The 20,710-nt window shown below is 68.1% G+C and carries 18 protein-coding genes; 8 read left to right on the forward strand and 10 right to left on the reverse strand.

Annotated elements, in window-relative coordinates; genetic code table 11:
• Window positions 1-23 precede the first annotated feature (23 nt).
• Both ACOGXI_RS14220 and ACOGXI_RS14225 read right to left on the reverse strand, forming a co-directional pair.
• Complete coding sequence (locus tag ACOGXI_RS14220; RefSeq protein ID WP_419939486.1) at window positions 24-356, reverse strand: hypothetical protein; 333 nt, start codon at window positions 354-356, stop codon at window positions 24-26.
• Window positions 357-379: 23 nt separating this feature from the next.
• Entirely contained in the window at window positions 380-1,315 is a 936-nt protein-coding gene (locus ACOGXI_RS14225) for a cation diffusion facilitator family transporter (RefSeq protein ID WP_419940211.1), read from the reverse strand.
• On the opposite strand from ACOGXI_RS14225, the gene ACOGXI_RS14230 reads away from it, so the two are divergent.
• Entirely contained in the window at window positions 1,301-1,618 is a 318-nt protein-coding gene (locus ACOGXI_RS14230) for a hypothetical protein (protein WP_419940254.1), read from the forward strand. The two genes, ACOGXI_RS14225 and ACOGXI_RS14230, sit on opposite strands and share 15 nt — an antisense overlap.
• Here the strand turns inward: ACOGXI_RS14230 and ACOGXI_RS14235 are convergent.
• Together ACOGXI_RS14235 and ACOGXI_RS14240 are read right to left on the reverse strand one after the other, a co-directional pair.
• Complete coding sequence (locus ACOGXI_RS14235; protein ID WP_419939487.1) at window positions 1,600-2,079, reverse strand: YybH family protein; 480 nt, start codon at window positions 2,077-2,079, stop codon at window positions 1,600-1,602. The genes ACOGXI_RS14230 and ACOGXI_RS14235 overlap by 19 nt on opposite strands.
• Window positions 2,080-2,084: 5 nt before the next feature.
• Window positions 2,085-2,648, reverse strand: coding sequence for a DUF411 domain-containing protein (locus tag ACOGXI_RS14240; RefSeq protein ID WP_419939488.1), 564 nt, complete (start codon window positions 2,646-2,648; stop codon window positions 2,085-2,087).
• A gap of 165 nt (window positions 2,649-2,813) precedes the next feature.
• Between ACOGXI_RS14240 and ACOGXI_RS14245 the strand changes: the two genes are divergently transcribed.
• Window positions 2,814-3,902, forward strand: coding sequence for a mechanosensitive ion channel family protein (locus ACOGXI_RS14245; protein ID WP_419939489.1), 1,089 nt, complete (start codon window positions 2,814-2,816; stop codon window positions 3,900-3,902).
• Between the two features lies 1 nt (window position 3,903).
• Window positions 3,904-5,244 (forward strand): amidohydrolase family protein, encoded by a 1,341-nt coding sequence (locus tag ACOGXI_RS14250; protein WP_419939490.1) that lies wholly within the window; start codon window positions 3,904-3,906, stop codon window positions 5,242-5,244.
• Window positions 5,245-5,289: 45 nt separating this feature from the next.
• Here the strand turns inward: ACOGXI_RS14250 and ACOGXI_RS14255 are convergent, their stop codons facing one another.
• Complete coding sequence (locus ACOGXI_RS14255; protein ID WP_419939491.1) at window positions 5,290-5,979, reverse strand: hypothetical protein; 690 nt, start codon at window positions 5,977-5,979, stop codon at window positions 5,290-5,292.
• A gap of 72 nt (window positions 5,980-6,051) precedes the next feature.
• Here ACOGXI_RS14255 and ACOGXI_RS14260 point away from each other — a divergent pair, with 72 nt between their 5' ends.
• The 5 genes from ACOGXI_RS14260 (at window position 6,052) to ACOGXI_RS14280 (ending at window position 16,419) form a co-directional block, all read left to right on the forward strand.
• A complete protein-coding gene (locus ACOGXI_RS14260) occupies window positions 6,052-7,131 on the forward strand; it encodes a hypothetical protein (RefSeq protein ID WP_419939492.1) in 1,080 nt (359 codons plus the stop codon).
• Window positions 7,132-7,256: 125 nt separating this feature from the next.
• Window positions 7,257-8,195 carry an MBL fold metallo-hydrolase gene (locus tag ACOGXI_RS14265; RefSeq protein WP_419939493.1) on the forward strand — a complete coding sequence of 313 codons (939 nt, stop codon included), beginning with the start codon at window positions 7,257-7,259 and terminating at the stop codon, window positions 8,193-8,195.
• Window positions 8,196-11,006, forward strand: a complete 2,811-nt coding sequence (locus ACOGXI_RS14270) for a 2-oxoglutarate dehydrogenase E1 component (protein ID WP_419939494.1) — start codon at window positions 8,196-8,198, stop codon at window positions 11,004-11,006.
• Between the two features lie 317 nt (window positions 11,007-11,323).
• A complete protein-coding gene (locus ACOGXI_RS14275) occupies window positions 11,324-13,777 on the forward strand; it encodes an RCC1 domain-containing protein (protein WP_419939495.1) in 2,454 nt (817 codons plus the stop codon).
• Window positions 13,778-13,779: 2 nt separating this feature from the next.
• The gene (locus ACOGXI_RS14280; protein WP_419939496.1) at window positions 13,780-16,419 is read left to right on the forward strand and encodes an Ig-like domain-containing protein; all 2,640 of its coding nucleotides are present in this window, start codon (window positions 13,780-13,782) and stop codon (window positions 16,417-16,419) included.
• Window positions 16,420-16,478: 59 nt separating this feature from the next.
• Here the strand turns inward: ACOGXI_RS14280 and ACOGXI_RS14285 are convergent, their stop codons facing one another.
• The 5 genes from ACOGXI_RS14285 to nrfD form a co-directional block, all read right to left on the reverse strand.
• Window positions 16,479-16,778, reverse strand: a complete 300-nt coding sequence (locus ACOGXI_RS14285) for a hypothetical protein (RefSeq protein WP_419939497.1) — start codon at window positions 16,776-16,778, stop codon at window positions 16,479-16,481.
• 152 nt (window positions 16,779-16,930) lie between these two features.
• On the reverse strand, window positions 16,931-18,211 hold the full coding sequence (locus ACOGXI_RS14290) for a hypothetical protein (protein WP_419939498.1): 1,281 nt from the start codon (window positions 18,209-18,211) through the stop codon (window positions 16,931-16,933).
• Window positions 18,208-18,858: a c-type cytochrome gene (locus ACOGXI_RS14295; protein ID WP_419939499.1), complete on the reverse strand. Its 651-nt coding sequence runs from the start codon at window positions 18,856-18,858 to the stop codon at window positions 18,208-18,210. The genes ACOGXI_RS14290 and ACOGXI_RS14295 overlap by 4 nt, the downstream gene beginning before the upstream one ends.
• Window positions 18,855-19,358 carry a DUF3341 domain-containing protein gene (locus tag ACOGXI_RS14300; protein WP_419939500.1) on the reverse strand — a complete coding sequence of 168 codons (504 nt, stop codon included), beginning with the start codon at window positions 19,356-19,358 and terminating at the stop codon, window positions 18,855-18,857. Before ACOGXI_RS14300 ends, ACOGXI_RS14295 begins: the two co-directional genes overlap by 4 nt.
• Window positions 19,351-20,697 (reverse strand): NrfD/PsrC family molybdoenzyme membrane anchor subunit, encoded by a 1,347-nt coding sequence (gene nrfD, locus ACOGXI_RS14305; protein ID WP_419939501.1) that lies wholly within the window; start codon window positions 20,695-20,697, stop codon window positions 19,351-19,353. Before nrfD ends, ACOGXI_RS14300 begins: the two co-directional genes overlap by 8 nt.
• Between the last annotated feature and the right edge of the window lie 13 nt (window positions 20,698-20,710).

Raw genomic sequence — 20,710 nt, forward strand, 5'->3', positions numbered from 1 at the left:
AGCTGAACCACTCAGCGTCCGGGCTAGCCCTTCACTGCCGGTCCGTGATGATCGCAGTGATCGCCGTGCTGATGGTGCAGATGGCCGTCGACGACATAGTCGACGTGCCCGTCGTGTTCCACCGCTTCGTGGCCGCAGCCCTCGCCGTGCACATGCGCGTCGTCGTGGCTCTCACAATCGTGATCGTGCCCCGGCGCCGGGCCGTGGTCGTCGCAGTGGTCCCCGTGGACGTGATGCAGGTGGCCATCGACGACATAGTCGGTGTGGCCGTCATGCTCGACGGCCTCGTGGCCGCAGCCCTCGCCGTGCGCATGGCTGCTGTCGTGGTGTTCACAGTCGTGGTCGTGCCCGTCCATGATCTTTGCTCCTGTTGGTTCGCCTAGTGCGGCCGCGCGGTGGCGACGAGGTGGTCGACGTGGTGGTCCTCGTTGCAGTGTGCGGCCGAGCTCTCCACCTGAACCGTGATGTGTTGGATGTTGAACTTGTTGTACGCAATCTCCTGAATCTCGCGCAGTAGCTTCGCCGAATCTCTCTCGTGTTCGGGGTCCACCAGAACATGCGCGGTGAGCGCGTCGTAGCCGGGCGCGAGCGTCCACACATGAACGTCGTGGATGACCGTGACTCCCTCGAGATCTTCGATCTGGTGGCAGAGATTGTACACGTCAACGTGTTCCGGCGTCCCTTCGAGCAGTACGTGCACGACCTTGGCCAGCAGGCGCCACGTGCTGAGCAGGATCAGGATGCCGATGAGGACGCTGAGGATCGGGTCGGAGATGTACCAGCCGAAGGCCCACACGAGCACGCCGGAGACGATGACCGCCACCGAGCCGAGGATGTCGGCGATCACGTGAGCCAGGGCGCCCTCGACGTTCACGCTGTGCTTCGCCGACCGGTGGAGGACCCAGGCAGCGGCGAGGTTGGCGAGAAGTCCGAGAACCCCGATGATCAGCATCAGGCCACCCTCGACCTCCGGAATCTCCCGGAAGCGGTGGTACGCCTCGAAGATCACCCAGGCGGAGATCAGCCACAGCGTGAGGGCGTTGATGAGGGCGGCGAGGATCTCCAGCCGGTGGTACCCGAAGGTGCGCTCCACGGAAGCGGCACGCGTCGCGAAGTGCACCGCGAACAGCGCCAGGCCGATCGAGGCCGCGTCCGTGAGCATGTGTCCCGCGTCGGCTATGAGCGCCAGGCTGCCCGACAGGATGCCGCCGATGACCTCGACGAACATGAAACTCGCGATGATCACCAGCGCGATCGTGAGATCCCGCTTGCTGGCGTTTCTCAGTTCCTCCGAGTGATCGTGGGCCCCGAAAATGCCGTGGTGGTGATGGTGGTCATGATCGTGGCCATGGTGGCCGTGATCGTGGTGATGGTGTCCATGATCGTGGTCATGGTCGTGACCGTGGTCATGGTCGTGATCGTGCCCATGGTCGTGGTCGTGATCATGGTCGTGATCATGATCGTCATGACTGCCGTCGTGGCTCATCGGAACCATGCCCAGCCAGGGTTGAACATCAGCCTGCAGTCGGACGGGGAACCTGTCCCGCCGCTACCGGGTCGAACCACCCTCTCGCAAGAACGGCGATTCGACAAATCTCGTCAAGGGATCGCGGTGTAGTGGCCGTGGATGCAGAGCCAGCGGCCGGCCTCCCGCACGAAGATCCTCGTCGACTTCCCCCTGCTCGTGAAACGTCCCGCGTCGGTGTAGCCGGAATCCGTCCAGTAGTAGGTAATCCAGGCCACATCGCCCCGTATCGTGACTTCGGGTTGGTGCATCTCCGTGTGTACGTCGCGCGCGCGCGTCAGGTAATCTCCGTAGCTCCTGAGTTCGAGCGCCCGGCCTTCGGCGAGGTAGACGTCGTTTTCCCCGAAGGCGGTGAAGTCCGGGTGGATGTACTGCGCGTAGGTGTCGAGGTCGCCGGCTTCGATCGCGGCCCACATTGCGACGAGCGTATCGATGACGTCCTGTTCGTCGCTCTGGGCCCACGCCGCCGGCGGGGCCAGCGCGGCCAGAGCGAGGACGAAGGAGACCGGAAGCCCGACCCGCCGCCCCGATCTCCGCGTCGCTCGGCCGGCCACGGACGTCAGCGGCTCTCGTAGACCGACATGCTGCCTGCGGCGTCGAACTGGATGACGTCGTAGGGGTCGACGCGGTCCCCGAACTCCATGCCCGGGGAGCCGACCGGCATCCCCGGCACCGCGAGCCCGCTCGCGGAGGGCTTCTCGGCGAGGAAGCGGGCGATGACTTCCGCCGGGATATGGCCCTCGAACACGTAGCCGCCCACGAGCGCCGTGTGGCACGACTGCAGTTGGAGCGGCAGGCCCGCGTCGATCTTGACGCCGATCATGTCGTCGGTGTCCTCCACGTCGAGTTCGAACCCGGCTTCCCGCATGTGGTCCACCCAGAGCGCGCAGCACCCGCAGGTGGGCGACTTGTAGACCTTGATCGTCGGGGTTTCGGCGATGGTCGCGGCCAGTGCCGCATCGACCGTCGCCCCGACCGTCCCATCGGCCATGGCGTGGGCGGGGGTCGCGGCCGCCGCGTCTCCGCTGTCCGCCGACGCCTCCGGCGCGCACCCGCCGACGAGCAGCGCCAGGCCGATCGAGGCCGCTCCGACGCCCACCTTTCCGAACTTTTCGTTCAACATCATCACTCCCGGTTCGATTCCTGCCGCTCGATCCCCCAAGTTATCCGTGAGGGGGCTCGCACGGTACCATTACGATACGATGGTGCGCGGCATCATGGGGCTCTCATGCATGCGGATGCGGGCGCCACGCGGGTGGCGGGCAAACCCTGAAAGCGGCGAGGCGTGATGGAGAGACTGTCACAACTGTGGAGCGAAGCGGTGGCCTTCATGGCTCCGCGCTGGCTGCCCAGCCTGATCGTGATCGCGGTCGCCGGCCTCGTCTACCTCGTGGCGCTGATGGTCCTGGGCCGCGCGCAGAAGCATTGGGTCACGCGAACCGCGACCCAACTCGACGATCTCGCCGTGCGGCTGCTCCGCCAGGCTCTGCTGCTCTCGAGCGGGGCCTGGGCGGTCTGGCGCCTGCTGGAGATCTGGACCCTGCCCACCGTGGCCCAGTGGGTCTACGCCATCTGGATCGCCGTCCTCTTCTTCCCGTTGAGCCGCTTCGTCGGGGATCTCCTGACGGCGCTCGAGACCGAGGTCGTCTCCCGCACCTCGACGCCGCTCGACAAGACGGCGCTCCCGATGGTCAACAAGGCGATCCGCTTCGCGATCATCGCCCTCGGCATCGTCCTCGCGCTGGCGGAACTGGGCATCAACATCGCGCCTCTCCTCGCCGGCGCCGGCGTCATGGGTCTCGCTCTTTCGCTCGCCGCCAAGGACACGCTCTCCAACGTGATCGCGGGAGTGCTCCTCATCGTCGATCGCCCCTTCCAGGTCGGGGACCGGATCGAACTTTGGACCGCGCCCAACGAGACGGGGTCCTGGGGCGACGTGATCGAGATCGGGCTCCGGGCCACGAAGATCCGAAATCCCGACAATCTCGTCGTCGTCGTCCCGAACAATCAGATCATGCAGCGCGACATCATCAACTACACGATGTCGGGCGAGGACATCCGGCTGCGGATCCCGTTTTCGGTCGCCTACGAGTCGGACATCGAGCGGGCGAAGTCGCTGCTGGTGGACATCGCCCTGAGCGTGGAGGGGGTGAAGGCTGATCCCGCGCCGATCGTCATCGCCCGGAGTTTCGGCCCGTCGGAGGTCAAGCTTCAGCTGCGCGTCTGGATTCTGGAGGCGAGAGCGAGACGGCGCATCGCCGACGACATCAGCGAGAGGGCGCTCCCCGCCTTCGAGAAGGCCGGCGTGGAGATCCCCTATCCGAAGCGGGAACTCTACATCCGGTCCGCGGATGGGTCGCTGGCCGGCAGGGCCTGAGTTGAGGCGCGCCGGGACGCCCGGACGCCGGCCGCTCCTCGCGATCTCCGCGGCAGTGGCGGCGGGTCTCCCCGGAGGGTTGGCCGGCGCCGGCCAGGACACATTCATCGCGCTGCAGTCGGAGTTGTTCACCAATGTGACGGTGATCGACGGCCGCGGCGGGCCACCCCGGCCTTCCTCCGCCGTTCTCGTGCGGGGCGGCCGCATCCAGGACGTCGGCGCCCAGGGTTCCGTGGCCGCTCCGGAAGGCGCCGTCGTCGTGGATCTCTCGGGCTCCTACCTCATCCCCGGGTTCATCGACGCCCACGCCTCGCCTCGAACCACGGACGAATTGCGGGCGCTGCTGGCGGCCGGGATCACGGGCGTGCGCGACGGAGCCGTTTCGCTGGCCGCCTTCGCGGAGCGGGGCCGTGGAGGCTTCGGCGAAGACCCCGTTCCCGCCCTCTACATCGGCGGGCCCGTCCTCGATGCCGGGGACGCGCCGCGCGGCGCGGCGCTGGCATCGGAAGCCGCCGCCGTCGCCGAGGTGGCGCGGCAGGCCGCGGACGGGGCCGACTTCGTCTCCGTCGCCTCGAGCGTGCCTCCGTCGTGGCTGGTCGGGATCGCGCGGGCCGCGCGCCGGGCGGACGTGCCGCTGTGGGCCGACCGCCGGGATGGGGGCTGGCTGCTGGCCCTCCGTGCCGGGTCCGCCGTCGCGAGCCCGCTGGTCTCCGGCGACTCCGAGTTGCTGCCGGAGCGCGCGCGCGGACCCTTCGAGGCGCTCGCGGACGCCGGGCGGGTCCCGGGCCGGATCGCCTGGCTGGAGCGGCTGGAGCCGCACGGACCCGATGTCGACCGCGCCGTCACCGCGCTCCTTTCGAATGATTCGGCCCTCATGCCGTTACTGGCCAGCGCGTCCGCCCCCCTCGACTGCCCGGCCGAGTCCGCCACCTGCACGCCGCTGTCCGACGACGAACGGACCGCGCTTCAGGCGGTCTGGCCCAAGGCCGAGGCGCTGGTCCAGGCCTTCCACGGCCACGGGGTCCGCCTGCTCGTGGGATCCGATGCGCCGCGAACGAGGGCGTGGGGTGAGGGTTTCCATCGTGAGATGCAGTTGCTCGTGGAGGCCGGCATCCCTCCCCTCGAAGTTCTCGGGATGGCCACGAGGAACGGCGCCATAGCGCTCGGCCAACTGCACGAGCGGGGGACGATCGAGATCGGGAAGCGCGCGGACTTCCTCGTCTTGGAGGCGAATCCCGTCGCCGACATCCGGAACGCGCGCCGCATCTCTCTCGTCGTGATGGACGGGCGGGCCTGGACCCTCGGTCCCGATGACGCCTGGAGACGCGTCCGTTTCAACTGACGCAAACGCCCGCTCTGCCGCATCGCGCTCTGCCGCTACGGGCCGCTATCGGGTGCGGTAACAGTAGGCGTCCCGCCGGCGCGTCAGATCCTCGATCACGGCCACCTTGAAGGCTTCCGCGCACTCCGAGCCGCCGAGTGCTCCGCGGTATTCCCCGATGTCCACGACCTCGGCGCCCAGCCAGGCGCGCCGGAAGGGTCGCGGGAAGCGTTCCCCCGGCGCCTGAATGTGATGGAGCCCCCCACTGTAGGCGATGAACAGGCGGCCGTCCGGCGTCGCCCGGAGGATGTCCGCGATCCCCCCGCGTATCGTCATCGGCTTCCCCTCACGATCCAGCCCGGTTCGGCGCATCATCCGCCCTTCGGGGAGGATGATGAGCACGGCCTCCGGATCGCGAACCTGCCGCAGCACTTCCTCCCAGGTGTCATCCTTCTCGCGCGTCACCGGTACCACGTGTTTGGCGATGAGCAGAAAGAGCCGTCCCAGTATCGGCCGGGCCGCGGTCTTGTCCGCCAAGGGCACCACCCCGTGCGTGGCGAGTTGCCAGAGCAGGCGGTTGGGCACCGCCGCGAGGAAGACCGGCTCGAAGAGACTCGTGTGATTGAGCAGCGCGAGCACGCGCAGATCCGCCCACGGTTCGTCGGCGTCCCGAACCCACTCCAGCCGCACCCGGCAGAACGCCTTCCCCGCGACCTTGATCGAAAGGAGAAGAAGAAAGACGATATAGCTGCGCATTTCGCTCAGTGTGCTTCCGGGATTGGCGGGCGGTCAAGAGTTCCGGCGCTTCGGCCGGAGGAGGAGAACGGCATGTTCCGAGTCTGTCGGAGAACGGTCGGAGGATGGCCGCGAACGCTGATTCTCGCCGCGACCGCAGGGGTCGGCCTCTGCGCTCCCGGCGTGGCCGTCGCGCAGGATCATACGATCATCGCCCTGAGCCACGACGATTTCACCGCCTACGAGATCGATCCGAAAACTGGCCGCATCATCAACCGGTTCACGGCCGAGAACCAGCCGCATGAAGCGGTGGTGAGTCCCGATGGCGGCACGATCTTCGTGGCGATCCCCCGCGACCCCCCCTACGTCGTAATCCTGGACGCGAAGACGTTCGAGGAGAAGGGGAGGATCGAGTCGGCGTACTTCCGGCGGCCTCCGGACCTGCGGCCGTACGGCTCCGAGATGATCACCAACCGGTCGGCGCTCCCGCACGGCGTCGCGCTGAACCGGGACGGGACGAAGCTCTACGTCGGCGTGGAGTGGTCCGAGGTGCCCGGCCTCGTCATCTACGACGTGGCGCGCGGGGAGGTGGCGGGGAAGATCGACCTGCTCCTCGAAGGCGGACACTTCCTCGCCGTCGACCGGCGGACCGACAAGCTGTACTACCCCCACCGCGACGATGACCGGGTCGTCGTCATCGACACCCGCACCGACGAGATCGTGAAGATCATCGATGTCCCCGGCGGCCCGGTCGGCGTCGACTTCACGCCCGACGGGGAGGCGTGGGTGCACTCCGACTACGACGGCGCCGTCACGGTGATCGACACGTCGAGCGACGAGGTCGTGGCGACGATCGACACCGGCGGCGGCGGGGCCGGCCGCATCGCGATCTCGCCCGATGGGCGGTTTGCGGCGTCGACCCGGAACGATACCGAAAACGTCGCGATCATCGACGTGAAGGCGCGGGAAGTCGCGGGGCATGTGACGGTCGGCCCCGGTCCCGGGTTCCCCCTCTTCTCGCCCGATGGCGAGAGGCTCTATGTGATGGTGCGCGGACGAGGGGACGTCGCGGTCATCGACCTGGAGGCGGACGGTTCCGGCGCCATTGCGGCCCGCTATCCGGCGGGCGTGACTCCGTTTGGCGGCACCCTGCTGCCGAAGGGCTCCAACTGAGAAAACAAGAGTTTGCATGCAGAGTTGGCATTGGCTCAGGCATGGCCCCATCTTCGGGCGCCCGGCGGTACGCGTCGGGCGCTACGCGGCGTCCGTATCCAGGTCCGTATTCAGGAGTGCATCCCATGAAAGCTCGACCTTTTTTTGCAGCTCTTTCTCTCGCGACCCTGTTCACCGGTCTCTTCTCCACCCCCGTCCTCGCGCAGCGTGATTTCTCGGCTGTCCGGATCGAGGCGACGCATGTGGCCGGCAGCGTCTGGATGCTGGTGGGGAGCGGTGGCAACATCGGCGTGTCCTCGGGCTCCGATGGAGTGCTGATGGTCGACGACCAGTTCGCGCCGCTGGCGGACAAGATTCGCGATGCGTTGCGCGAGGTCGGACAGTCGGAGGAGGCTGCGGAGCCGCAGTTCCTTCTCAACACCCATTTCCACGGCGATCACACGGGCGGGAACGTCGAGTTCGGGGACGCTTCCACCATCGTGGCGCACACGAACGTGCGGACGAGGCTGGTGGCGGGCGGATCGCCCGAGGTGGCCCTGCCCGTCGTCACCTTCGATGACGCCGTCTCCATCCACTTCAACGGCGAGGAGATCCGGGCGTTCCACATCCCGCACGGACACACGGACGGGGACGCCCTCATCTACTTCACCGGCTCGAACGTCCTCCACATGGGAGACGACTTCTTCGCCGGACGCTTCCCCTTCGTCGACATCGACAGCGGCGGGAGCGTGGAGGGGCTCGCGAACGGGATCTCGGACGTGCTGGACAACGTGCCCGCCGACATCCGCATCATCCCCGGGCACGGCCCGCTCTCTTCCGTGGACGACCTGCGCACGTACCACCGCATGATCACCGAGACGATCGCGATGGTCCGCGGGAAGATCGACGCCGGGATGAGCAGCGAGCAGGTCCAGGGCGAGGGCGTCGCCGAGGAGTGGGCGGACTGGGGCGCCGGGTTCATCTCAACGGAACGTTGGCTCGACACCGTGCACCGCAGCCTTTCCGGCGCGGCGGGCGGTGAGGACGTCGAACACGGCCACGGCCACGGACACGGACACCATTAGGTGAGCGAGGATGGAGGCCGCGCCGCTGTTGACGGCGGCTGGGCCGCGGACGGCTACAACGCGGGATACGCCGAGAGGCTGGTCGAACGGGCGCTCCGCGACCGGGGTGTGATCCCGCCTCCGCTGGCGGGCTGGGATCCGTCGGCCGGGGCGGCCGTTGAAGCGCCACCGGGGACGGCCCTTCCTGCCCCTCCCCCCGCTCCTCCCCCGCCCGAACCCACGCCGGCCGAGGCGGAGGTCGTGGCGACGGAGGACCTGCGGCTCGCCGCCATCGCCGGGGCGCTCGTCGAGGCCTACCGGGCGTACGGACACCTCGGGGCGCGCATCGACCCGCTCGGCTCCGAGCCTCCGAGGCACCCGCTGCTCGAGCCGGAATACCACGGCATCCGCCGCGAGGAACTCGCGCGCGTGCCCGCCACCGCGGTCTGGCTCAAGCACCTGGGCAACAACGCCGCCGAGGTCATCGACCGCCTCGAGGAGATCTACTGCGGCCCCATCGGCTACGAACTCGACCAGATGGAGAACCCGACCCAGCGCGACTGGCTCGTGGACTACATCGAGTCGCACCGCCACCGGCTCCTCATGAGCCGCGTGCGGGCGCAGGCGTGCCTCGAGTGGCTGACCCGCGTGGAAGGGCTCGAGACTTTCCTGCACCGCACCTACCTCGGGAAGAAGCGCTTCTCCGTCGAGGGGCTCGACATGCTCGTGCCCATGATGCGGGGGATCATCGGGAGCGCCGGGCGGCGCGGGGCGCGACAGGTGTTCGTGGGGATGGCGCACCGCGGCCGGCTGAACGTGCTGGCGCACGTCATGGGGCTGTCCTACGAGTCGATCGTGGCCGAATTCGAGGAACAGGCCGCGCGCGGCATCATGACCGCCCTCCCGGAGCATGGCTCCGGCGACGTGAAGTACCACGTCGGGGGCCGGTCGCAGGTCGCGGAGGACGAGGTTGAACTGGACGTGCGCCTCGCCCCCAACCCGAGCCACCTCGAGCATGTGAACCCCGTCGTCCTCGGCATGGCCCGGGCGGCGCGCTTCACCGGCGAGGCCTCCGACTCCTCGGCGATTCTCCCCATCATCATCCACGGCGACGCCTCCTTCGCGGGACAGGGGGTCGTGGCGGAGACGCTGAACCTGTGCCGGCTGCGGGCCTACGAGACGGGCGGCACGCTCCACATCATCACGAACAACCAGCTCGGCTTCACCACACTGCCCGGGGACAGCCGCTCGACCCGTTACGCGAGCGACCTGGCGCTCGGCTTCCGCCTCCCCGTCGTGCACGTGAACGCCGACGATCCCGAGGCGTGCATGGCCGCCGTGCGGCTCGCCATCGACTACCGCTTCGAGTTCGGAGAGGACCTGGTCATCGATCTCGTGGGCTACAGGCGCTACGGGCACAACGAAGGTGACGAACCCTCGTACACCCAGCCCATGATGTACGAACGAATCGCCTCGCACCCGCGCGTGCGCGGGCAGTTTGCGGATGTCGTCGTCGAGCGGGGGCTTCTCTCCCGCGACGAGGTCGACACCATGGCCGCGGACGTGAACGCGGAACTCGAGGCGGCGAGGGGGACGATCGCCGCGCACAAGGAAGCGGACGCACAGGGGGGAGCGGCGCCGGACCCGAAGCGGCTCATGGATCCGGCGGAACCGGCGCGGCCGACCGGCATTCCGGAGGCGCGGCTGCGGCGACTCAACGACGCGATCCACCGCTGGCCGGACGACTTCACACCCTTCCACAAGCTCGAGCGACAGCTGGAACGGCGACGGGCCGCGCTGGATGCGGGGATCGACTGGGGGCATGCCGAGGCGCTCGCGCTGGCGGGCCTCCTCACCGAGGGCGTCCCCGTGCGCCTCACCGGCGAGGATGCCGAGCGCGGCACGTTCAGCCACCGCCACCTCGTGCTGCACGACGCCGAGGACGGGCGCCCCTACACGCCCATGGCCCACCTCGAACAGGGGCAGGGGGCGTTCAGGATCGCGAACAGTCCCCTGTCCGAGATCGCCACGCTCGGCTTCGAGTACGGCTTCTCCACCATCGCCGCCAACGCGCTCGTCATGTGGGAGGCGCAGTTCGGCGACTTCGCCAACGTCGGACAGGCGATCATCGACCAGTTCATCGTGTCCGGGCGCACGAAGTGGGGGCTGGAGTCGCGGCTCGTCCTGCTCCTGCCGCACGGCTACGAGGGCCAGGGCCCGGAGCACTCGAGCGCCCGGCTGGAGCGTTTCCTGCAACTGGCCGCCGAGGGCAACATCCGCGTCGCGAACTGCACGACGCCCGCGCAATTCTTCCACGCCCTGCGCTGGCAGGCGCTGCGCGCGACCTGTCGCCCCCTCATCGTGATGACGCCCAAGAGCCTGCTGCGCCATCCGCGCGCCCGTTCCACGATCGGCGACCTCACTGGCGGCGCCTTCCGCCCGGTCCTGCCGGACCCCGACTTCCAGGCCGATCCCTCGCGCGTGAGCCGGATCGTCGTGTGCAGCGGGAAGGTCTACTTCGATCTCCTCGCCGAGGCTCCCCCCGCGCACGACATCCCGATCCTGCGCGTGGAACAGCCGTATCCCTTCCCGGTGGAGGAACTTGCCGCGGCCCTGGCCCGGTATCCCCGCGAGGCGGAGATCTGCTGGGTACAGGAAGAGCCGGAAAACATGGGCGCCTGGACGTCCGTGCGCCCGCACCTGCGCCAACTCATCGGCCGCGAGCCGCTCTACATCGGCCGCCCCGAGCGCGCGAGCCCGGCGGAGGGGTATTTCGGCAAGCACGTCCGCCGCCAGCGCCGCTTTCTGAGAGCTGCCCTCCGACTGGACTGACCGCCGCAAGGAAGCAGTTCGGACGCCGTACCGCCTCCCCCCCCCGGGCCTCGCGCGTCCGGTAATCGCAAGACAGTCAGTTACATACCGTGTTGAGAGTTCCCAACTTCCTTCAAGAGTTTGCGTGATACAATTACTTAGCTAGAACATCTGCAATATTTGCACCTCTTGACGTATAGGTCCGGGGCTGCGCATACATACACATGGACCGGAGATTCCCAGCCTCCTGCCTGAGCCGACTTGCTCACCGTGACGTCCTCATTCTCGCGTCGCTCATCTCCAGTTTCTCCCTGAGTGGGTGCCGCCCGGACACCGCCTTGACGGAACCGGCGGGTACGCCCCCCGCCCTGAACGCCGTACCCAACACGGACATTCCGCTGGGCACGGAGTTGCAAGTGGAGCCGCGGCGGGCCGCGTTCTTCACCCGGGCTGGCGCCCTCCCGCGGGCGGTCACGGTTACCGCCCGACTGCTCGACTCCGCCGGCGTTGCCATGAATCCACCCTCCCCGGGCGTGCGTTGGATCCGCGCCGAGCGAAGCGATCTGACCGTCGCGCCGCCTCGCGTGTCCAGCGATGGCCTCACGGCGTCGGTAGAGGTGTTCGCGGGTCGCGCGGGCCGGGACAGCCTCGCCGCCGCCGCCGGTTACCTGTCCGCACACAGCGCTCTGACGAACTGGGAATGGGTCCATGGTTCCGTCACGGGTCCGAACTGGACGCTTCCCGGCCGCTCCTCGTGCTTCGGAGTGTCCGGCGTCAATGCGGATGGGGATACCGTCCGCCTCGAGGACTACGACTACGTGTCCATCCTGTCGCTGGATCCTGAAGTGTCGCGCGTCGATTCGCTGGTGTTGTCCGCTGATGGCGCGACCGCCCGGCTGTGCGCCACTGCGGAGGGAGTCGGCCGGACCCGGTTGGGCGTTGTGGCGTGGGACACGACCTCTTTCCGGTACTTCGGCGAGTACCGGAACTACTACGTCCTCCAGGAACCCCTCGCGTTCGAAGTTGACGCGGAGGAGTGGCAACTGGGCGTGAGCCAATCCCATTTGGCATCGCTTAGGCTCACGGACGCCCACGGCACGACGGTCTCCATCGATCCTGCGTGGATCGACTCGTGGGAGAGTTCCAATCCATCCGTCGTGACCCTGAAGGCCGGCATGGTGACCGGCACAGGTGCCGGCTCGGCCGAATTCCGGGCTGACTATTTGGGCCAGCGGGCCGCGGCGAAGGTGGAGGTGTACGCGATCACCGGCTTCCGCTTCAACCAGGATGTCGTGTGCGTCCTGGTGCAACGCGGGGAGGTGCGCTGCTGGGGCAACCGGAACCACCCGCTGTGGGGGTACGGTACGCAGATGGCAGGGATCGTCACCCCGACCGAGGTGCATGAGAGCCTGGATCTGGGCGGAGCGGTCGCGAGGCTCAAGGGGGGCACCCTGCACGAATGCGCCCTCCGCTACGCCGGCGATGTCGTGTGCTGGGGACGGGCGGTGGGCGGGCTGCTGGGCTACGGCAACCTGAATGACATCGGGGACGGCGAAACCCCCGCCTCGGCGGGACCGGTGCCCACCGGCGGATCCGGGAGAGTGGTAGACATCGGCGGCGGCTCCGACACGGTCTGCGCGGTCTACGACAACGGGAGCGTCCGCTGCTGGGGGAGCAACCACGCCGGACAGCTCGGACTGGGCCACCAGGAGCAGATCAACGTCGGAGATGACGAGAGGGCGGAGACGTACGGCGAGGTGCTCCTCGGCGGCCGCGCCGTGCAGGTGGCGGGCGGCCGCTACAAGGTGTGCGCCCTGCTCGACACCGGGAAGGTGAGGTGCTGGGGGCTCAACGGCGAAGACTGGGATTGGCGGACCGGGGAGCTGGATGGAAGAAGCTTCGGCCTCGGGTACGGTGAGTTGGGCACCACGGAGCCGATCGGGGACGACGAAGCCCCCTCGGAAGCCGGCGACCTGGAGTTGCCCGGCCGGGCGACCAAGGTCGCGGCGGGCGGATACCACATGTGCGCGCTGATGGAGGTTGGCGCCGTCCGCTGCTGGGGAAGCAACACCTACGGCCAGTTGGGCCATGGGCTCGGCCACTGGTTCCATATCGGTGACGACGAGACTGCGGCGGAAACGATCCCGCTGCACTTCGAGGCGCCGGTGGTGGACATCGTGGCGGGCTATTGGCACACGTGCGCACTCCTGGTGGACGGGTCCGTCCGGTGCTGGGGTCTGGGTACGAGCGGAAGCAGCCAACTCGGCCTGCTGGAGAACCTGCGTGTGGGCGACGACGAGGCGGCTTGGGAGGTGGACCCCGTGGACGTGGGAGGCCCGGTCACACGGATCTTCGCCTTCGAAGATGGTACCTGCGCCGTCATGGAGTGGGGCGGTTTGCGCTGCTGGGGATACAACGGGGGGCTGCTGGGCTACCCGTTCCGCAGCGGCATTGGCCGGTTCGAGACGCCGGCCTCCGTGGGGGACGCCACGATCTTCCCGGGCCCCATTCCGCCTCTTTCCGGTCGGCCGGCCCGGTCGGCAGCGGTTGCGACCGCGCGGGCCGGTTCGGCACAGGCCGCGTCCCTCCTGATCGTGCCGGCGAGTCGGACCCACGGTGAGGGTGCGCCGGGGGGGTATCCCGAGGGAGGTCCCGGTCCGCTGGACGGGCCGGACGGCGTCATCCTGCCGGCCGCGCTCGCGCCCGCCACGGTCCGTCCCGTGGATACAGGCGGATCGCGCACCGCTCCACGGATTGACGAGAGCAACGAAAGGAACCGAGGCAGTCCGTGAGGATGAGAAGCCGAAGATCCATCCCGCTCGCGGGGCTGGGACTCGCCCTCGTCCTCGCGTGGAACTGCGGCGAGCCGACGGCGCCGCCACCGATGCCCGATCCGGCGCCGCCACCGATGCCCAATCCGCCGCCGCCGCCTCCTCCTCCTCCCCCGCCCCCGCCCCCGCCGGAGGCAGTGTCAGTCTCCGTTACCCCCGAGGCCGCGGCGTTCAGCGCACTCGCGGACACGGTCCGGCTGGTCGCTCGCGTGCTGGACCGGCACGGACAGGCCATCGCGGGCGCCAGCGTAACGTGGACGAGCGAGGACGTATCGGTCGCGGTCGTCGATGCCGGTGGCCTCGTCACAGCCGCGGGGAACGGGGCGGCCATGATTCGCGCCACTTCTGGGCAGGTCGGCGGGGATGCCGCCATTACGGTGCGCCAGTTGGCTGCCGACGTGGCGGTCATCGCGCCGGTCGACACCCTGTATGTCATCGGCGAGACGGCGGCCTTCAATGCCGAGGCCAGGGACACCAACGAGTTCGTGATCGAGGACGCCAGCTTCGCATGGGAGACCTCCAATCCTCGCATCGCGACGGTCGACAGCGCTGGCCTCGTCACAGCGACGGGTGACGGCGAGGTGCGGATTACGGCCACACGGGATGACAAGAGCGGCAGCGCCCTACTGGTCTCCTCCACGGTCTACCACTTGCGAGTCTCGGCGCTCGACACGACAGTCGCCATTCCGGTTGACGCGGGTGGCGCCGACTTCAGCTACGAGATCAAGGAGTCGCGTTGGCTGGAGGAGATGCCCGTCATCGACGGACATACGAAACGAACGGGTCCCCCGGGCGAACTGGTGCTCGAAGTCGCCGGTCCCGGCTGGGTGCGGGCGGATCTCACGGCCTCCGGCACGCGGCTGAGGTCCGTGCAGCTCAATGTCTTGCCCTCCGAGCCGTTCGTCGCCTCCATCGAGCAGCGCGAACTGCCAGCCAGCGACGCGATCACGGTGAGGGGGTACGCCGTAGACCGCATTCTGTTGCCGGCCGTCTCTGTCAGCGGGCTGACGGCGGTCGAGGCGTTCGGCGACAGCGCCCAGATGCGGTTCGCGTTCCCGCCGCACCGCGGCGGCGCGTGCGCTGGCCCGCCGCTGGCGGAGGGGGATGTGTCCATGCCCGGCCTGTCGGCGGGGACCGATCCGCGCGTCACGCGGCTGGCCGGACCCGTGGCCGTGCTCGAAGTGGGCGAAGCATACCGCGTGGACGGGGCGGACGAGTGTCTTCGCCTCGCGGCGGATCGTCCCGCCCGCTACATCCTCGCGGGCGTCGAGCGCAGCGACATCGACGCGGCTCGGAGCCGGGCCCCGGAGAGTGCGTACGGCGGCGGCAAGCCTTACGTGATCGACGTCAGCGACGCTACGGCAGAACCATCCGCGGACCGACTGCTCCCGCCGTTGCCGGAGCTTCGCGACGAGCCTCGGTCCAGACCCTTCCGCGCGCCCGAGCCGCCGCGCTCGCATCCACGCGCGTTCGATGTGCGCAGCGATACGCTCGGGGTCGGCAACCGAGTCGAGCCGTGGGCCGAGGGCGACATATTCCACTGGTACACCAGCGACGACCGCGAAGGCCTCTTCGAAGTGATGGGATTGTTCTCCCCGAATATCGTCCTCGCCGTATTCCGGGAGGACATCCCCATCATCTGGAGCGCCGCCCAGGCCGCGGAAATGAAGGGGATCCTCACGTGGCTCGGCTCTGATGACGCCTTGGGTGTCTACCGGACGCTGTTCGGGGACGAGCAGCCGATCAGCAACACGAAGAATCGGCAGATGGTCGTCCTGTACAACCACGCAGCCCAGGGCAACCCCCCGACGGGCGTGGCGTACTACAACATCGATGGCCGCACCGAACCCACCGCCACCGTGCATGTGACGCACTTCGAATGGGGATCCCAAGGGTGGTACCGGAGTCTCACCGCCCACGAGCTTGCACACGCGTGGGACGCGCGAAACACGCCCAACCGCAGCGCCGTTTGGGCCGTTGAGGGGATCGCGAACTTCGCCGCAGAGGAACAGATGAGGCATGCGGCGGGCCTGTCCCTGGACGCGAACCTCGACGCACGCGAGCCGGTATACGGCCGCAGAATCAGGCTGCCCTGGAACGGAGATTTCCTCTACGGCTACAGCGAGAGTCACCCCTTCTTTCGCTATCTCGTCGAGGAACTCGTCCTGCGCCGCGGGCAGTTGTACGAGACTGCGGTGCGCCGCGTGATGCACGGCGCATCCGGTGGCTGGTTCGGGTACTCGCGCAACCTCTTCGATACCGGAAGGCAACAGAAGGATGCGGGCCTCGCCGACTACATGACGGAGGTGATAGCCGGCTGGGATCCGGTGGATGCGCGGCTGGAATGGATGGTCTCCTTCGCCCTCGACGACCGAAACCTGCTGCCGAACTATGACATCGCGTTCGTCGATCGCGCCTGGCAGCACTTCGAGTCGTGGGAAACGATCGAACTCGGGTCCGGAGCAAGAGCGGGAGGCCAGTCGGCGCTGGGCGGAAACTACTACTTCACGGTCCATGATCCCGGTCTGGGCGGCAGCATCCGCCTCAGGGTGTCCGAAAGCGCTGCTGCCAACATCGCCTGGAAGCTGGTCCGCTACCGCTGAACCCCGCTGCCCGGCCGCAACACCACGCGCTTGCGATCCAACTCGCGGGCGATGGGAGGTCAGCGGATCCGGGTCTGGATCGTCCGCTTCATGTCCGAGAGTTCGGAGACCACCTTCTGGTGGAGCACGCCGAGGGCCTTGCTGTTGCCATCCTCCTCGGAGTCGGAGAGTTCCTCCAGGCGCGTCTTCGCTCCATCGTACTTGCGCTCCAGCCGGTCGATCATGGCCATGATCTGCACTTTTCGGCCGGCGCGGGCCTCGCGGAGCTTCACCCTCAGCTCCTCGGCCCCTTCGCGGTACTTCTCGACCGTCGCGGTCGTCCGCTGCAGCATCTGCTCGTAGTTGTCGGAAAGCTCCATCCAAACCGCCTCGGTCAAGAACTGCGCGGTGCGACGCCACGCCACACCGGCATGGTTCGCACCGTCACCTTCATACTGCCAGCATTTGAAAATAGAGGCCGGAGGCCGGCCGGGGCACCCCCTGTCATCCGCGGGCGGCGCCGGGCTGCCGCCTACGGGCCGCGGCCGGGACTCCCCAGCGCGATCGTCTCGCGCAGCGGGACCTTCGGGAAGGTCGTCGAGTAGGCGCTGTATGCCAGCGCGAACAGGCCGAGGAAGCCGGCCGAGATCATCGCTTCCGGCACGCCGAGCGGCAGTCCCTCCCCGTGCCAGATCGACGGCGCCACCATGTTCCAGCGTTCGACCCAGAAGCCGATCAGGATCAGCAGTCCGACGAACGCCAGCCAGCGCGAACTCATCTTCGGGCTCCGCCCCAGGAGGAAGGGGAAGGGGAGAGCGAAGATGAGCACCATCTGGAGCCAGAACATCCAGCCGAAGGCGCCCGTCGAGCGCGGCATGAAGAAGTTCGTCTCGCGCGGGATGTTGCCGTACCAGATCACGAGATACTGGGCGAACCAGAGGTAGGTCCAGAACGCCACGAAGGCGAACGTCAGCTTGCCGAGGTCGTGGAAATCGTACTTGCCCCACAGCTGCATCCCGCCGGCCCGTCCGTTGGTGCGGTGGGCCACGATCGCGACGAGCGCCAGCATGCCGAGCCAGCCGCCGATGAAGTAGTACGGCCCCCACACCATGCTCATGAACCCCGGCGTGAGCGACATCCCGAAGTCGAACGCCAGGAGCGAGAAGACGACGGCCCAGCTCAGGATCAGCACGGCGGACAACCGCCCGATCCGGCCGCGGCAGCGCTCGACCTCCACGTCGTCTCCGCGCCAACCCCGGGCGAAGAGGGAGACCACGGCCTTGCGCCAGCCCCGATTCTCGGCGGCGACCAGCGGCGCGTCGGCCCGGATCGAGTAGAACAGCCACACGAAGCCGAGCAGGTAGAGCACCGCGAGCAGGACCCCGTTGCGCAGGAAGACGCCCTCGAGCGTCAGCCAGTCGCGGTTCAGGTGCGATGTCTCCACGGGCCCGATCCAGGGGAAGACGTGCTCGGCCCCGAGCCGGAGCGTGAAGAACAAGGCGAAGGAGATGGGGAGGAAGGCCCCCGCCGCCTCGGCGAGCCGGCGGAATTTCTTGCCCCAGTGACCCTTCGCGACCTGGAGGACGGCCCCGAACACGACGCCCGCCATCGAGATTGCCGTCCAGAAGAGGAAGTTCGACCACACGCTCATCCAGGCGCGCTGCGCGTCCCCGCCGACCGTGGTCGCGAAGCCCACGGCCCCGATCGCGACGGCCGCCAGCCACACGGCGAGCCATACCGTCGGAATGCGGCCGCTGATCGTCTTCAGCGCCTCGCCCGTGGTGAGCGTCGGACGGCCGTCGTCGCCGCTCACTGACCCCCACCCGTGCCGGGCGTCTCGCCCGTGGCGCCTGTCTCGCCTGTTTCGCCCGTTGCGGCCTCGCCCTCCGCTGCTTCCACCGCTGCCGCCTCGGCCTCGGCCGCCGCCGCTTCCTCGGCCATCGCTTCGGCCTGCAGTTGCCGCACGTACGCGACCAGGTACCAGCGGTCCATGGCCGGAATGCGCTGGTAGGGCGGCATCAGCCCGCGTCCGTTCCCGATCATGCCCCAGATGTAGCCGTCCGTGTACCCGCGCGTGAGTTCGCCGCGGATGTTGAGGAGGGGGATGTTCGGGATCCGGTTCTGTCCCACGACCGAGCCGTCGCCCGCGCCCGTCACGCCGTGACAGGGAGTGCAGAACTGGCTGTACAGCTCCGCGCCCCGGGCCAGGTCGGCCTCCGTGCCCGCGAGCGGGCTGACGAGCATCGTGTCGGCCGCCATCAGGTCGTACGTGCGCTCGCCGTCGATCGGCATCGTGCCGGGCACCGGCGTCCGCGCCCGCTCCTCGAAGGCCTCCACCGAGGGCTGCCAGGACATCGTGTTGAAGAACGGCGTGCGCTGCTCCAGGTGCTTGATCTGGTCGTCGCAGGCGCCCGCCACGAGGGCCGTGAGCAGCACGGCCACAGTCGCCCGGCCGCTCATTCCTGCACCTCCACGTCCACGGCGGCGGTCTCCCGCACCAGCGCCTCGGCGGCGGCGCTGCCTTCGCCGTTGGCCGGGACGAAGATGCCCCAGCGGTCGACCGAGAACGACGTGCGATACGCCGGATCGAGCTTGATCACCGGCCGCCTCGTGTGCACGAGCAGCGCGACCAGCCCGAAGATCCCCGTCAGCAGCACCGTGAGCTCGAACATGAAAATGACGAACGGCGGCAGCGACACGAGCGGCTTGCCCTGCGTGACGAGCGGATAGGCCAGCGACGTGCCCGCCGTGAGCAGCAGCCCGAGCGTACACCCGGTGATCGCGCCCGTCAGCGCCCACACCCGCACCGGCGAGGAATGGATGTCCATCGCCTCCTCGATCTCCGGCGACGGAATCGGCGAGAAGACCTCGATGTCGCGGTGTCCCGCCTCCCGCAGCCGCGCGATGGCGTCGAGCGTGCCGGGCAGCGTGTCGTATTGCCCCAGGACGCCGCTACTCATGGTCATCCCCGTGGTCATCCGCGTGTGCGTGCGCCTGTTCGTGTGCGAGATGTTCCTTCACCTCGGCGATCGAGATCACCGGCAGGCTGCGCGAGAAGAGGAGGAACCAGAAGAAGAACCAGCAGAAGCTGCCGACGAGAATCGACATCTCCACCCAACTGGGCGTGTACAGGCCCCAGCCCCCCGGTTCGTACTCGTGGGCGAGCGAGGTCACGATGATGACGAAGCGCTCGTACCACATCCCGATGTTGACGAAGATCGTGAGCGTGAACAGCGCCGGCAGCGTCGTGCGCACCTTCTTGAACCAGAGCGCCTGCGGCACGACGACATTGCAGAACACCATGACCCAGAACGGCAGGGCGTAGGCTCCCATCGCCCGCCAGCGGAAGCTCTCGATCTCGATCGGGTCCGCCGAGTAGTAGGCGAGGAAGAACTCCGTGCCGTACGAGAAGCCGACGATGAGCGAGGTGAGGAGGACCAGCTTCGCCATGTTCTCGAAGTGGTTCTCCGTGATGTACGCCTCGAGCCCGAACGCCCAGCGCAGCGGGATCATGATCGTGATCACGAGGGCGACCCCGCTGAAGATCGCCCCGGCGACGAAGTACGGGGCGAAGATCGTCGAGTGCCACCCCGGCACGATCGAGAGCGCGAAGTCCCACGAGACCACGGAGTGCACGGACAGCACCAGCGGCGTCGCGATCCCCGCCATATAAAGGTAGATCCGGCGGTAGTGCCGCCACTCGCTCACCGTCCCCTGCCACCCGAGCGAGAACGCGCCGTAGATCTTGTACATCCAGCCCTTGGCCCGGTCGCGCAGGATCGCGAAATCGGGGATGAGCCCGGTGTACCAGAACAGCGCGGAGATCGTGAGGTACGTCGACACCGCGAACACGTCCATCACGAGCGGCGACCGGAAGTCCGGCCAGATCTGCCGCTGCGACGGGTACGGCATCAGGTAGTAGAAGTACCAGACGCGCCCCAGGTGGATGAGGGGGAAGAGCCCCGCCGTCATCACCGCGAAGATCGTCATCGCCTCCGCGGTCCGGTTGATCGTCGTGCGCCAGCCGGAACGGAACAGGTAGAGGATCGCGGAGATCAGCGTCCCGGAGTGGGCGATCCCCACCCAGAAGACGAACGTCGTGATGTAGACGCCCCAGAAGACGGGGTGGGTGATGCCCGCGACGCCGATGCCGGCCCCGATCTGGTAGAACCAGGCGCCGAACATGAGGGCGAGACCCGCCGCCGCGACTCCGAGCACGAGATAGAAGCGCTTCTCGGGCATCGCGATGGGGCGCGTGATGTCGCGGTTCGCGTCGGCCAGCGTCGGGTGGGCGGGCACCCTCTTCTCCGCG

It is taken from the genome of Candidatus Palauibacter sp., assembly GCF_965208055.1.
Taxonomy (GTDB): domain Bacteria; phylum Gemmatimonadota; class Gemmatimonadetes; order Palauibacterales; family Palauibacteraceae; genus Palauibacter.

What these genes read in the sequence shown, in the direction of transcription:
- ACOGXI_RS14260 (WP_419939492.1), top strand. Translation starts at nt 6,052, where the DNA reads ATGTTCCGAGTCTGTCGGAGAACGGTCGGAGGATGGCCGCGAACGCTG.
- ACOGXI_RS14300 (WP_419939500.1), bottom strand. Translation starts at nt 19,358, where the DNA reads ATGAGTAGCGGCGTCCTGGGGCAATACGACACGCTGCCCGGCACGCTC.
- ACOGXI_RS14285 (WP_419939497.1), bottom strand. Translation starts at nt 16,778, where the DNA reads ATGGAGCTTTCCGACAACTACGAGCAGATGCTGCAGCGGACGACCGCG.
- ACOGXI_RS14240 (WP_419939488.1), bottom strand. Translation starts at nt 2,648, where the DNA reads ATGTTGAACGAAAAGTTCGGAAAGGTGGGCGTCGGAGCGGCCTCGATC.
- ACOGXI_RS14220 (WP_419939486.1), bottom strand. Translation starts at nt 356, where the DNA reads ATGGACGGGCACGACCACGACTGTGAACACCACGACAGCAGCCATGCG.
- ACOGXI_RS14295 (WP_419939499.1), bottom strand. Translation starts at nt 18,858, where the DNA reads ATGAGCGGCCGGGCGACTGTGGCCGTGCTGCTCACGGCCCTCGTGGCG.
- ACOGXI_RS14265 (WP_419939493.1), top strand. Translation starts at nt 7,257, where the DNA reads ATGAAAGCTCGACCTTTTTTTGCAGCTCTTTCTCTCGCGACCCTGTTC.
- ACOGXI_RS14280 (WP_419939496.1), top strand. Translation starts at nt 13,780, where the DNA reads ATGAGAAGCCGAAGATCCATCCCGCTCGCGGGGCTGGGACTCGCCCTC.
- ACOGXI_RS14255 (WP_419939491.1), bottom strand. Translation starts at nt 5,979, where the DNA reads ATGCGCAGCTATATCGTCTTTCTTCTTCTCCTTTCGATCAAGGTCGCG.
- ACOGXI_RS14245 (WP_419939489.1), top strand. Translation starts at nt 2,814, where the DNA reads ATGGAGAGACTGTCACAACTGTGGAGCGAAGCGGTGGCCTTCATGGCT.